The organism is Streptococcus oralis (assembly GCF_003943395.1).
Classification (GTDB): Bacteria; Bacillota; Bacilli; order Lactobacillales; family Streptococcaceae; genus Streptococcus; species Streptococcus oralis_BF.
The window spans coordinates 83,569-97,985 of sequence record NZ_RJPJ01000005.1 but is presented as its reverse complement, the minus strand read 5'-3'; the positions used below and the strand labels follow the sequence as shown (position 1 = coordinate 97,985).

Genomic DNA, 14,417 nt, shown 5'->3' with positions numbered 1-14,417 from the left:
ATATGTACAACCTATTATTAACCATTTTATTAGTATTATCTGTTGTGATTGTGATTGCGATTTTCATGCAACCAACTAAAAACCAATCCAGCAATGTATTTGATGCCAGCGCAGGCGATTTGTTTGAACGTAGTAAAGCTCGTGGTTTTGAAGCTGTGATGCAACGTTTGACAGGTATTTTAGTCTTTTTCTGGCTAGCCATTGCCTTAGCATTGACGGTATTATCAAGTAGATAAGAAATGGGCAGGACTAGGTCTTTGCCTATTTTTATTTTTTACGACATTTACAAAGTTATCAATCAAAAAAATTATAAAAATCTAGAAAGAAAACATGAAAGATAAAATTAAAGAATATTTGCAAGAGAAGGGTCAAGTGACGGTAAATGACCTAGCTCAGGCTCTCGGAAAGGATGGATCCAAGGATTTCCGTGAGTTGATTAAAACCCTGTCTCTGATGGAAAGAAAGCACCAGATTCGATTCGGAGAAGATGGAAGCCTTACCTTGGACCAGAAGAAGAAACATGAAATCACCCTCAAAGGGGTTTTTCATGCCCATAAAAATGGCTTTGGCTTTGTCAGTCTGGAAGGCGAAGAGGACGATCTTTTTGTAGGAAAAAACGATGTCAACTATGCCATTGATGGCGATACCGTTGAGGTGGTCATCAAGAAAGTTGCTGATCGTAACAAGGGAACGGCAGCAGAAGCCAAGATTATCGATATCCTAGAGCATAGTCTGACGACAGTTGTAGGGCAAATCGTTCTGGATCAGGAAAAGCCTAAGTATGCGGGCTACATCCGTTCCAAAAATCAAAAAATCAGCCAACCTATTTATGTGAAGAAACCAGCCCTCAAACTTGAAGGGACAGAGGTTCTCAAGGTCTTTATCGACAAATACCCAAGTAAGAAACATGATTTCTTTGTCGCTAGTGTCCTCGATGTGGTGGGACACTCGACAGATGCAGGGATTGATGTCCTTGAAGTTTTGGAGTCCATGGATATTGTTTCAGAATTTCCAGAAGCTGTTCTCAAGGAGGCAGAAAGTGTGCCAGATGCTCCGTCTCAAAAGGATATGGAAGGTCGTCTGGACCTGAGAGATGAGATTACCTTTACCATTGACGGTGCGGATGCCAAGGACTTGGACGACGCAGTTCACATCAAGCCTTTAAAAAATGGCAATATCGAACTCGGAGTTCACATCGCAGATGTTTCCTACTATGTGACTGAGGGTTCTGCCCTTGACAAGGAAGCTCTTAACCGCGCGACTTCTGTCTATGTGACAGATCGAGTGGTGCCAATGCTTCCAGAGCGTTTGTCAAATGGTATCTGCTCTCTCAATCCTCAAGTCGATCGCTTGACCCAGTCTGCCATTATGGAAATTGATAAACATGGTCGTGTGGTTAATTACACCATTACACAAACAGTTATCAAGACTAGCTTCCGTATGACCTATAGTGATGTCAATGATATTCTAGCTGGCGACGAGGAAAAAAGACAAGAGTATAAGAAAATTGTTCCTAGTATCGAGTTCATGGCCAAGCTTCATGAAAGGCTAGAAAGCATGCGTGAGAAACGTGGTGCCCTTAATTTTGATACCAGTGAAGCAAAGATTCTAGTGGATAAAAAAGGTAAGCCTGTGGATATCGTTCTTCGTCAGCGTGGTGTTGCTGAGAGGATGATTGAGTCCTTCATGTTGATTGCTAATGAAACGGTTGCCGAGCACTTTAGTAAACTGGACCTACCTTTCATTTATCGGATTCACGAGGAGCCCAAGGCTGAAAAAGTTCAGAAGTTTATTGATTATGCTTCGAGCTTTGGTTTGCGGATTTATGGGACTGCCAGTGAGATGAGTCAGGAGGCGCTTCAAGACATCATGCGTGCTGTTGAGGGAGAACCCTATGCGGATGTATTGTCCATGATGCTTCTCCGTTCTATGCAACAAGCTCGCTATTCAGAGCACAATCACGGCCACTATGGTCTTGCTGCCGACTATTACACTCACTTTACTAGTCCCATTCGCCGTTATCCAGACCTTCTAGTCCATCGGATGATTCGGGATTACGGCCGTTCTAAGGAAATAGCAGAGCATTTTGAACAAGTGATTCCAGAGATTGCAACCCAGTCTTCCAATCGTGAACGTCGTGCCATTGAGGCCGAGCGTGAAGTCGAAGCCATGAAAAAGGCTGAGTACATGGAAGAATACGTTGGTGAAGAGTACGATGCGGTTGTGTCTAGCATCGTTAAATTCGGTCTCTTTGTTGAATTGCCAAACACGGTTGAGGGCTTGATTCACATCACCAATCTACCTGAATTTTATCATTTCAATGAGCGAGATTTGACTCACCGTGGAGAGAAATCAGGAACAACTTTCCGTGTAGGACAGCAAATTCGCATTCGGGTTGAAAGAGCCGATAAGATGACGGGAGAGATTGATTTCTCTTATATTCCAAGTGAGTTTGATGTCATCGAAAAGGGCTTGAAACAAGCTGGTCGCAGAGACAGGGGTCGTGGTTCAAGTCGTCGTTCAGACAAGAAGGAAGACAAGAGAAAATCAGGGCGCTCAAATGATAAGCACAAGCATTCACAAAAAGATAAAAAGAAAAAAGGCAAGAAACCTTTTTACAAGGAAGTAGCTAAGAAAGGAGCCAAGCATGGCAAAGGGCGAGGGAAAGGTCGTCGCACAAAATAAAAAGGCGCACCACGACTATACAATCGTAGATACGCTAGAGGCAGGAATGGTCCTGACCGGCACTGAAATCAAGAGCGTTCGAGCAGCTCGAATCAATCTCAAGGACGGCTTTGCCCAAGTAAAAAATGGGGAAGTCTGGTTGAGCAATGTTCATATCGCCCCTTACGAAGAGGGCAATATCTGGAACCAGGAACCTGAACGCCGTCGCAAACTCCTGCTCCATAAGAAGCAAATTCAAAAATTGGAACAAGAGACTAAAGGAACGGGAATGACTCTAGTTCCCCTCAAAGTCTATCTTAAGGATGGCTATGCTAAACTCCTTTTAGGGCTTGCCAAAGGAAAACATGACTATGACAAACGCGAATCCATCAAGCGACGTGAACAAAACCGTGACATCGCGCGTGTGATGAAAGCTGTCAACCAGCGATAAGAAGAGGAAGTAAAATGGAAAAACTAATTGCCTATAAACGAATGCCCTTGTGGAATAAACAGACCATGCCAGAAGCTGTTCAGCAAAAGCACAATACTAAAGTCGGCACTTGGGGGAAAATTACTGTCTTGAAGGGGGCACTCAAGTTTATTGAGTTGACTGAAGATGGTGAGGTTCTAGCTGAGCACCTCTTTGAGGCAGGTGCAGACAACCCTATGGCGCAACCGCAAGCCTGGCATCGAGTAGAGGCCGCAACAGACGATGTAGAATGGTACTTGGAATTTTATTGTAAACCTGAGGATTATTTCCCTAAGAAATACAATACCAATCCAGTCCATTCAGAGGTCCTAGAGGCCTTGCAAACGGTGAAACCAGGAAGAGCCTTGGATTTAGGTTGTGGTCAAGGACGTAACTCTCTCTTTCTTGCACAGAATGGTTTTGATGTGACAGCTGTGGATCAAAATGAATTATCCCTTGAAATCTTGCAAAGCATCGTAGAGCAAGAGGATCTAGACATGCCTGTAGGACTTTATGATATCAATTCAGCAAGTGTTAGCCAAGACTATGATTTTATCGTTTCAACAGTTGTTCTGATGTTCCTACAAGCGGACCGCATTCCAGCTATTATCCAAAATATGCAGGAGCACACCACGGTCGGTGGTTACAATCTTATCGTCTGTGCCATGGATACAGAGGATTATCCTTGCTCGGTTAATTTCCCATTCACTTTTAAAGAAGGGGAGTTGGCGGACTACTACAAGGATTGGGAATTGGTCAAGTATAATGAAAACCCAGGACATCTGCACCGTCGTGATGAAAATGGTAATCGCATTCAACTCCGATTTGCGACCATGTTAGCCAAAAAAGTCAAGTAAATCAAACTTAACCCAGCGAATAGAAACCACTTTGCAAGGTCTCTATTCGTTTTTGTTTGCGTTGGTTGATTGGGGCAAGCAGCATTTTATGCTATACTAGAAGTAGGAAATGTGAGCAGTAGAGCTGTATTGCTGTTACTCTCGGCGAAAGAAAGAATAGATGATGGAGGTGGTCCAATGACGAGTCTTTTGGTGGAACTGTATGATCGGCATGTATTGGAAAAGAATGTCTACCAAGCCTTTGTCAGTGATTGTGACGAGATTCTCTTCCTTTCTTTGACGAAAATAAGCAATGATGAGAAGCTTTCTCTCCGTCAGTTTATCCTTGAAGAAGTCCCCCATATCCAGCGTGTGACCTTTCGTCAGCTATCTTTAGAACAGCTGTCTGATCAGTTAGATTATTGTCTAGCAGGCTATGACCAGGTTCTTCTTGATGTTTTTGGTGGGGATTCACTACTAGCACTATCTCTCTATCAATATGGCTTGGATCGCCACCTCCCCATCGTTGCCATGGATGTCGAGCGAGGAAAACAATACAAGTGGGTAGCCGGTCGGTTAGAAAAAGAAGACTTGGACATTCCAACCTTAAGCATCCAACAGTTGATAGCCTTACGTGGTGGTAAAATGCTCAAATCGAAACGCCCTATCTACTCAGCTCAGCAAATTGCGGCTATTAAAAAACTAGCCAGCTCTGCTATTGCCAATCCTGCCCACTGGTACCAAGTGACCCAATTTTTCTCTCTAGCTAAGACCAATGACCTGCATGCTGAAACCGAAAAGATACTGGAAAACAACGGCAAGTATTACCTCTATCCAGAATACCTTATTTCTTTACTTGTGGAAGCGGGAATGCTTTGCATTGAAAGCGAGGACAAGGAGCGAGTAAGCTACAGCTTTCCAAGTCAAGAAGCCCAAGTCTTTTGTCGCAACAAAGGGCATATTTTAGAGGTGTATCTTTATCTCTTAGCGCTGGAGTCTCAGCTGTTTGATGAATGCATGATAGGTGGTGAGATTGATTGGAATGGCATCTTTCCAGAGGCAGACAATGTTCAAAATGAGATTGATGTCATTCTGAGAAAGGGCCGCTCGATTACCTTCATCTCCTGCAAAATGACGGATTTATCAGTTGAAGCCATCAATGAGCTAGAAGTCTATGCCAATCATTTTGCTGGGGAGAGTTGCCTCAAGTTGATTGTTTGTACGGGGAAAATCAATCCTGTTTATGCCAATCGTTGCCAAGAATATGGTGTGCTCGTCATTAGAAGTGAGCAGATTTCCAATCTCATTCCCATGCTAAAAAAATATTCTAAGAGACAAAAAAGATGAGAAATAATATCATGAAAGGCTGGAATTCCAGTCTTTTTTGTTTCTTTTTCGAATAAATGAGAAAAGGAGGTAGACCATGTTTGTAGCCAGAGATGCCAAGGGAAAATTAGTGAATGCTCTCGAAAAAGATGTGACCAAGCAAGCTTATACTTGTCCAGCCTGTGGAGGCGAACTACGATTGCGCCAAGGGCAGAGTATTCGAACGCACTTTGCCCATGAATCTTTAAGAGATTGTATGGCTATTTTTGAGAATGAAAGTTCAGAACACTTGGGCAACAAAGAGGCTCTCTATCACTGGGCCAAGAAGGACAATCAGGTGGCCTTAGAATATAGTCTGCCTGAGATCCAGCAGATTGCGGATGTTCTCGTCAATGGGAAACTAGCTCTGGAGGTTCAGTGCAGTCCCTTGTCTCAAAAGATTTTAGGTGACAGAAGTCAAGGCTACCGTAGTCAGGGATACCAAGTTATCTGGCTACTAGGAGAAAAACTCTGGTTAAAAGAGAGGCTTACTAAACTGCAAAGGGGATTTCTCTATTTTTGTCATAATATGGGTTTCTATGTTTGGGAACTAGATCTCAAAAACCAAGTTTTGAGACTCAAATATCTTTTGCATCAGGACCTACGTGGCAAGCTTCATTTTCGAGTAAAGGAATTTTCCTATGGTCAAGGAAACCTCTTAGAAATTTTACGATTCCCTTATCAAAAACAAAAGCTAGCTAGTTTTGCAGTCATGCAAGATTCAACTATCTGTCACTACATTCGCCAGCAGTTGTACTACCAAACGCCCTACTGGATGAAGAAGCAGGAGGAGGCTTATCAAAAAGGGGACAATTTATTAAACCATCAACTGGACGACTGGTATCCCCAAGTCAGACCAATAGAATCAGGAGATTTTTTGCAGATTGAAACGGATTTGACTAGCTATTATAGAAATTTTCAGGCTTACTATCAAAAAAATCCGAAAAATAATCGCCAAAAGCTCTATCCACCAGCCTTTTATCACTTATATTTCTCAAAAAATGTGGTAAAATAGAAAGGATGGAGGAATCTTATGGTATTACAACGACATGAAATAAATGAAAAAGATACATGGGATCTTTCAACGATCTACCCAACAGACCAAGCTTGGGAAGAAGCCTTGAAAGACTTAACTGAAAAAGTACAAACAGCAGTCCAGTATGAGGGACATCTCTTGGACAGCGCCGACAGTTTGCTTGAGATTACAGAATTCTCACTTGACTTGGAACGCCAAGTTGAAAAGCTTTATGTCTATGCGCATATGAAAAATGACCAGGACACGCGTGAAGCCAAGTATCAAGAGTACTATGCTAAGGCAATGACCCTATACAGTCAGTTAGAACAAGCCTTTTCATTCTATGAACCTGAGTTTATGGAGATTAGTGAGGGGCAGTATGTGGCCTTCCTAGAAGCTCAACCAAAACTCCAAGTTTACAAGCACTTTTTTGATAAGCTCTTGCAAAAGAAAGACCATGTTCTTTCGCAACGTGAGGAAGAATTACTTGCTGGAGCAGGAGAAATCTTTGGCGCTGCTAGTGAAACTTTCGCTATTTTGGACAATGCGGATATCACCTTCCCATATGTCCTTGATGATGAAGGCAAGGAAGTGCAACTCTCACACGGCACTTACATTCGTTTGATGGAATCTAAAAATCGTGAAGTGCGTCGTGGTGCCTATGAAGCCCTCTATGCGACTTACGAGCAATTCCAACACACTTACGCTAAGACCTTGCAGACAAATGTCAAGGTGCAAAACTACCGTGCCAAAGTTCGCAACTATAAGAGCGCTCGCCATGCAGCCCTTGCTGCCAACTTTGTTCCAGAAAGTGTCTATGACAATCTAGTGGCAGCAGTTCGCAAGCACTTGCCACTCTTGCATCGTTACCTCGAGCTTCGTTCAAAAATCTTGGGTATTTCTGATCTCAAGATGTACGATGTCTACACACCACTATCTTCAGTAGAATACAGCTTTACTTATGAGGAAGCCTTGAAAAAGGCAGAAGAGGCCTTGGCAGTCTTGGGTGATGACTACTTGAGCCGTGTCAAACAGGCTTTCAGTGAGCGTTGGATTGATGTCTATGAAAACCAAGGCAAGCGTTCAGGGGCTTACTCTGGTGGTTCTTACGATACCAATGCCTTTATGCTTCTTAACTGGCAGGACAATCTAGATAATCTCTTTACCCTTGTTCATGAAACAGGTCACAGTATGCACTCCAGCTATACTCGTGAAACGCAGCCTTATGTTTACGGAGATTACTCTATCTTCTTGGCTGAGATTGCCTCAACGACTAACGAAAATACCTTGACAGAGAAATTGTTGGAAGAAGTAGAAGACGATGCAACACGCTTTGCTATTCTCAATAACTTCCTAGACGGTTTCCGTGGAACAGTCTTCCGTCAAACTCAATTCGCTGAGTTTGAACATGCCATCCACCAAGCAGACCAAAATGGAGAAGTCTTGACAAGTGATTTCCTCAATAAGCTCTACGCTGACTTGAACCAAGAGTACTATGGACTCAGCAAGGAAGACAATCCTCAGATCCAATACGAGTGGGCACGCATTCCTCACTTCTACTATAACTACTATGTGTATCAGTATTCAACTGGTTTTGCAGCTGCTTCAGCCTTGGCTGAGAAGATTGTCCATGGAAGTCAAGAAGATCGTGACCGCTATATCGACTACCTCAAGGCAGGTAAGTCAGACTATCCGCTCAATGTCATGAGAAAAGCGGGAGTGGATATGGAAAAAGAAGACTATCTCAACGATGCCTTTGCAGTCTTTGAACGTCGCTTGAACGAGTTTGAAGCCCTTGTTGAAAAATTGGGACTAGCTTAAGATGGTAGAGTCTTATAGTAAAAATGCCAATCACAATATGCGTCGTCCCGTCGTAAAGGAAGAAATTGTAGAACTCATGCGCCAGCGTCAAAAGCAGGTGACAGGTTCCTTGAAAGAATTGGAGACTTTTGCTCGTAAGGAAAATATTCCCATCATTCCTCATGAAACAGTTGCCTACTTCCGTTTTCTCATGGAAACTATGCAACCTAAGAACATTTTGGAGATTGGGACAGCTATCGGTTTTTCAGCACTCTTGATGGCAGAGCATGCGCCAGATGCTAAGATTACAACGATTGACCGTAATCCTGAGATGATTGGTTTTGCCAAGGAAAACTTTGCCCAGTTTGATAGACGTAAGCAAATCACCCTCTTAGAGGGAGACGCAGTTGATGTTTTGTCTAGTCTGACAGAAACTTATGACTTTGTCTTTATGGATTCGGCCAAGTCCAAGTATATCGTCTTTCTACCAGAAATCCTCAAACACTTGGAAGTCGGTGGAGTGGTGGTCTTTGATGATATTTTCCAAGGAGGAGATGTTGCCAAGGATATCATGGAAGTTCGCCGGGGCCAGAGAACCATTTACCGAGGTTTGCAAAGACTTTTCGACGCAACTTTAGACAATCCAGGTCTAACAGCGACTCTAGTTCCACTTGGGGACGGCATTCTCATGCTGAGAAAGAATGTAGCAGATGTGCAGCTTCCTGAGAGTGAATGATTTTTAGAAAAATTTAAGACAATTTAGTAAAATAGAGAAGGTAACTTACCATAAAAGGAGTAAACATGAAGAAAAAACTATTGGCAGGAGCCATTACCTTATTATCTGTAGCGACTTTGGCTGCTTGTTCAAAAAGTTCTGAAGGGGCTGACCTCATCAGCATGAAGGGTGATGTCGTCACTGAGCACCAATTTTATGAACAAGTCAAAAATAACCCAGCTGCACAACAAGTTTTGCTTAATATGGCCATTGAAAAAGTTTTTGAAAAACAATATGGGTCAGAAGTAACTGATAAAGAAGTGGATGATGCTGTTGCTGAAGAGCAGAAGAAATACGGTGACAGTTATCAAAATGTTCTTTCACGTGCGGGTATGACTCCTGAGACTCGTAAAGCTCAAATTCGCACAAGTAAGTTGGTCGAATTGGCAGTTAAAAAAGCAGCAGAAAACGAATTGACAGACGAAGCTTACCAAAAAGCTTTTGAGTCTTATACACCAGATGTAACAGCTCAGATCATCCGTATGGATAATGAAGACAAGGCCAAAGAAGTGCTTGAAAAAGCAAAAGCTGAAGGAGCTGATTTTGCTCAGTTGGCAAAAGACAACTCAAATGATGACAAGACAAAAGAAAATGGTGGCGAAATCACTTTTGACTCTGCTTCAACAGAACTTCCAGAACAAGTCAAGAAGGCGGCCTTTGCCTTGGATGTGAATGGTGTCTCTGATGTTATCACAGCGACTGGAACACAAGCCTACAGTACCCAATACTACATTATTAAGCTAACCAAGAAAACAGAAAAATCATCAAACCTAGATGACTACAAAGAAAAATTGAAAACGGTCATCCTGGCTCAGAAACAAAACGATTCTTCCTTTGTTCAAAGTGTTATCGGAAAAGAATTCCAAGCTGCAAATATTAAAGTGAAAGATCCTGTTTTCCAAAATATCTTTGCCCAATACGTTGGTGGTGCAGACTCAAACTCAAGCAGCAGCTCATCAGCAGAATAAAAAAGAAAATACAAACTTTGTCTTGAAGTTTGTATTTTTTTGTGATCAGTTTCGGCCAAATAGCAAAATTCGAAGGATTGGAGGATAAGAGTTTTTTTCTTTCTGAAAAAATGGTATAATAGCAATCAAAACTAGAAAATAAAACGGAATTAGGAACAGTTTTCTCTGTTTCTATTAGAGTGGTGACATATGAAAATTAGTAAAAGGCACCTATTGAACTATTCCATTTTGATTCCTTACCTCCTTTTATCGATTTTGGGTCTAATTGTTGTTTACTCAACGACGAGTGCTACCTTGATCCAAGAAGGGAAAAGCGCTCTTCAGTTAGCTCGGAACCAAGGAATGTTTTGGGTAGTTAGTTTGGTTTTGATTGCCTTAATTTATAAACTGAAACTTGGTTTTTTAAGAAATGAACGCTTGATTTTTATCGTTATGTTTGTAGAGATGATTCTCCTAGCTTTGGCTCGGCTAATTGGAACCCCAGTCAATGGTGCCTACGGTTGGATTTCTGTAGGACCTGTAACGATTCAGCCTGCAGAGTATCTTAAGATTATCATTATTTGGTACCTAGCCCATCGATTCTCAAAACAGCAAGATGAGATAGCTGTTTACGATTTCCAAGTCTTGACTCAGAATCAGTGGTTGCCTCGAGCTTTTAACGACTGGCGTTTCGTTTTACTGGTTTTGATTGGTAGTCTGGGAATTTTCCCTGACTTGGGAAATGCGACCATTCTGGTCTTGGTGTCGCTGCTTATGTACACTGTCAGTGGAATTGCCTATCGTTGGTTCTCGACTATTCTAACTCTCTTAGCAGGAAGTTCCATTTTAGTCTTGTCTGTCATTCGTCTTGTTGGCGTTGAGAAGTTTTCTCAAATTCCGGTATTTGGTTACGTTGCTAAACGTTTCAGTGCCTTCTTTAATCCTTTTAATGACTTGGCAGGCGCTGGACACCAGCTTGCAAATTCTTACTATGCCATGGTGAATGGTGGCTGGTTTGGACTTGGACTAGGAAATTCTATCGAAAAACGTGGTTATTTGCCAGAAGCCCATACGGATTTCGTCTTTTCGATTGTCATCGAGGAATTTGGATTTGTAGGAGCGGGTATGATTTTGGCACTTCTCTTCTTCTTGATTTTGCGAATCATCTTGGTTGGTATTCGAGCGAAGGATCCCTTTAACTCTATGGTTGCTATCGGTGTCGGGGGGATGATTCTGGTTCAGGTCTTTGTCAATATCGGTGGAATTTCAGGGTTGATTCCTTCTACAGGGGTAACCTTCCCCTTCCTTTCACAAGGGGGGAATAGTCTTCTGGTCTTATCTGTAGCCATTGCCTTTGTACTAAATATCGATGCCAGCGAAAAACGTGCCAAACTTATCAGAGAATATGAAAGTCAGCCTTCTGCTACTCTGTAAGGATTGTATGGAAAGGAAAGTTTATGTCACTTCAAAAATTAGAAAACTATAGTAATAAAGCAGTCGTCCAAGAAGAAGTCTTGATTTTGACTGAGCTGTTAGAAGACATCACTAAAAATATGCTTGCGCCAGAGACTTTTGATAAAATCATGCAGTTGAAGGATTTGTCTACAAGCGAAAACTATCAAGGACTCAATAAATTGGTGACCAGCCTTTCAAACGAGGAAATGATCTATATTTCTCGCTATTTCTCAATCCTTCCACTCTTGATCAATATCTCTGAAGATGTGGATTTGGCTTATGAGATCAATCACCAAAATAATGTGGACCAAGACTATCTAGGAAAACTGTCAACAACCATTAAGATGGTGGCTGAAAAAGAAAATGCGGCTGCAATTTTGGAGCAGCTGAATGTAGTTCCAGTTTTGACCGCCCATCCAACGCAAGTACAACGCAAGAGTATGCTGGATTTGACCAATCATATCCACACTCTCCTACGTAAGTACCGTGATGTCAAACTCGGCTTGATTAACAAAGAAAAGTGGCACACAGATCTCCGTCGTTACATTGAAATTATCATGCAAACGGACATGATTCGCGAGAAGAAATTGAAGGTAACCAACGAAATCACCAACGTGATGGAGTACTACCAAAGTTCTTTCCTGAATGCTGTTCCACGTTTGACGGCTGAGTATAAGAAACTAGCTAAGGAACAAGGTATCAAGCTCCAACATCCAAAACCGATTACAATGGGGATGTGGATCGGAGGAGACCGTGATGGAAATCCTTTCGTAACAGCGGAAACCCTAAACAAATCAGCCTTGACTCAGTGCGAAGTCATCATGAACTACTACGATGAGAAGATTTACAATCTTTATCGTGAATTTTCACTTTCAACCAGCATCGTGAATGTCAGTGACAAGGTTCGTGAGATGGCGCTGAAGTCTCAAGATAATTCCATTTATCGTGAAAAAGAACTCTATCGTCGTGCCCTCTTTGACATCCAAGCTAAGATGCAGGCAACCAAGACCTATCTTATCGAAGATAAGGATGTTCATCCAAGATATGCCACTGCAGATGAATTCTACCAAGACTTGTTAGCCATCCGAGATTCTCTATTAGAGAACAAAGGTGAATACCTGATTTCAGGAGAATTTGTTGAGTTGATGCAGGCAGTTGAAATCTTTGGCTTCTATCTTGCCTCTATTGATATGCGCCAGGACTCTAGTGTTCATGAAGCTTGTGTGGCAGAATTGTTAGCATCCGCAGGGATCAACAACCACTATAGTGACCTTTCTGAAGATGAAAAATGTACCCTCCTCTTAAAAGAGTTGGAAGAAGATCCTCGTATCCTCTCAGCGACTCATGCTGAAAAGTCAGAACTGCTTGAAAAAGAACTATCTATCTTTAAAGCTGCGCGCAAGTTGAAGGACAAACTAGGTGAAAATGTTATTCGTCAAACCATCATTTCTCACGCAACCAGTGTATCCGATATGTTAGAGCTAGCCATTATGCTTAAGGAAGTCGGCTTGGTGGATGCCCAAAAAGCCCGCGTTCAGATTGTTCCCCTCTTTGAAACGATTGAAGATTTGGATCACTCAGAAGAAACCATGAGAAGATATTTCTCTCTTCCTTTGGCTAAAAAATGGATTGCTTCAAAAGACAACTACCAAGAAATCATGCTTGGCTACTCTGATAGTAACAAGGACGGTGGTTACCTGTCATCATGTTGGACTCTCTATAAAGCTCAACAGCAACTGACTGCTATCGGTGACGAATTTGGTGTTAAAGTTACCTTCTTCCACGGTCGTGGTGGTACTGTGGGTCGTGGTGGTGGACCAACTTATGAAGCTATCACATCCCAACCACTCAAGTCTATTAAGGATCGCATCCGTCTGACTGAGCAAGGAGAAGTGATTGGAAACAAATACGGAAACAAAGACGCTGCCTATTATAACCTTGAAATGTTGGTTTCTGCAGCCATTAACCGTATGATTACCAAGAAGAAGAGTGATACTAACACATCAAATCGTTATGAAGCTATCATGGATCAAGTAGTGGACCGCAGCTACGATATCTACCGTGATTTGGTCTTTGGAAATGAACATTTCTATGACTATTTCTTTGAATCAAGCCCAATCAAAGCTATTTCAAGCTTCAACATCGGTTCGCGTCCAGCTGCTCGTAAGACAATCACTGAAATCGGCGGTTTGCGTGCTATCCCTTGGGTCTTCTCATGGTCACAAAGTCGTGTCATGTTTCCTGGATGGTATGGCGTGGGTTCAAGCTTCAAAGAGTTTATTGATCAGAATCCTGATAATATTGAGATCCTCCGTGACATGTACCAAAACTGGCCTTTCTTCCAATCCCTGCTCTCTAATGTGGACATGGTCTTATCTAAGTCTAATATGAACATTGCTTTTGAATATGCCAAGCTCTGTGAAGATGAAGAAGTGCAGGCTATCTATTACACTATTTTAGATGAATGGCAGTTGACCAAGAACGTTATTTTAGCTATCGAAGGTTATGACGAACTCTTGGCAGAAAACTCTTACCTAAAAGACAGTCTAAACTATCGTATGCCTTATTTTAATATCCTTAACTACATCCAGTTGGAGTTAATCAAACGTCAACGTCGTGGTGAATTGTCGGCAGACGAAGAAAGATTGATCCATACAACCATTAATGGAATTGCAACTGGTCTGCGTAATTCAGGCTGATATTTTCTAAACTTCCTCTTTTTCTAGGGGAAGTTTTTGAATTGTTTAAAGAATTCTAAAAATAAGCTTGACAAGTAGTTGAAAAATGATATAATTTAAACATTCAGAAAGTAATCATGCTCATTTTTTAGAGAGTCTGTGGTTGGTGAAAGCAGATAGATGAAATTGATGAAATTGGGCTGAATGTTCTTAGGAATTTGAAATCATAAAAATTCGGTGAGCACACCTTACAGTGCAACTCGTGAATGCGAGAAAGAGCGATAGGGATAGTCCCTATAATTGAGGTGGCACCGCGCATCGACGTCCTCACACAAGTTTTTTGTGTGAGGACTTTTTCTATTAGGAGGATGATGATGGAATTTAAACGATGGCGTCGCTTGTTTTGTTTAAAA

11 protein-coding genes and 1 other annotated feature are annotated in these 14,417 nt (G+C 41.9%); all 11 genes read left to right on the top strand.

All coding sequences use genetic code 11. The annotated features are described in order from the left end of the window. Window positions 1–2 precede the first annotated feature (2 nt). The gene (gene secG, locus D8802_RS05390) at window positions 3–236 is read left to right on the top strand and encodes a preprotein translocase subunit SecG (protein ID WP_000282514.1); all 234 of its coding nucleotides are present in this window, start codon (window positions 3–5) and stop codon (window positions 234–236) included. Window positions 237–330: 94 nt separating this feature from the next. Continuing rightward, window positions 331–2,685 (top strand): ribonuclease R, encoded by a 2,355-nt coding sequence (rnr, locus tag D8802_RS05385; RefSeq protein WP_125395071.1) that lies wholly within the window; start codon window positions 331–333, stop codon window positions 2,683–2,685. After that, on the top strand, window positions 2,648–3,115 hold the full coding sequence (gene smpB, locus D8802_RS05380) for an SsrA-binding protein SmpB (protein ID WP_001051743.1): 468 nt from the start codon (window positions 2,648–2,650) through the stop codon (window positions 3,113–3,115). The genes rnr and smpB overlap by 38 nt, the downstream gene beginning before the upstream one ends. A 14-nt stretch (window positions 3,116–3,129) precedes the next feature. After that, the gene (tehB, locus tag D8802_RS05375; protein WP_125395070.1) at window positions 3,130–3,990 is read left to right on the top strand and encodes an SAM-dependent methyltransferase TehB; all 861 of its coding nucleotides are present in this window, start codon (window positions 3,130–3,132) and stop codon (window positions 3,988–3,990) included. Between the two features lie 177 nt (window positions 3,991–4,167). Next, window positions 4,168–5,316: a PDDEXK family nuclease gene (locus tag D8802_RS05370; RefSeq protein WP_125395069.1), complete on the top strand. Its 1,149-nt coding sequence runs from the start codon at window positions 4,168–4,170 to the stop codon at window positions 5,314–5,316. 76 nt (window positions 5,317–5,392) lie between these two features. Continuing rightward, window positions 5,393–6,349, top strand: coding sequence for a competence protein CoiA (locus D8802_RS05365; protein WP_125395068.1), 957 nt, complete (start codon window positions 5,393–5,395; stop codon window positions 6,347–6,349). Window positions 6,350–6,367: 18 nt separating this feature from the next. Next, on the top strand, window positions 6,368–8,170 hold the full coding sequence (gene pepF, locus D8802_RS05360) for an oligoendopeptidase F (RefSeq protein ID WP_125395067.1): 1,803 nt from the start codon (window positions 6,368–6,370) through the stop codon (window positions 8,168–8,170). Between the two features lies 1 nt (window position 8,171). Further along, entirely contained in the window at window positions 8,172–8,885 is a 714-nt protein-coding gene (locus D8802_RS05355; RefSeq protein WP_125395066.1) for an O-methyltransferase, read from the top strand. Between the two features lie 65 nt (window positions 8,886–8,950). Beyond that, entirely contained in the window at window positions 8,951–9,892 is a 942-nt protein-coding gene (prsA, locus tag D8802_RS05350) for a peptidylprolyl isomerase PrsA (RefSeq protein ID WP_125395065.1), read from the top strand. 189 nt (window positions 9,893–10,081) lie between these two features. Then, complete coding sequence (gene ftsW / locus D8802_RS05345; protein ID WP_125395064.1) at window positions 10,082–11,305, top strand: cell division peptidoglycan polymerase FtsW; 1,224 nt, start codon at window positions 10,082–10,084, stop codon at window positions 11,303–11,305. A gap of 23 nt (window positions 11,306–11,328) precedes the next feature. Beyond that, a complete protein-coding gene (ppc, locus tag D8802_RS05340; protein WP_125395063.1) occupies window positions 11,329–14,025 on the top strand; it encodes a phosphoenolpyruvate carboxylase in 2,697 nt (898 codons plus the stop codon). Between the two features lie 95 nt (window positions 14,026–14,120). After that, window positions 14,121–14,336: a binding site (T-box leader), on the top strand. Window positions 14,337–14,417: the final 81 nt, after the last annotated feature.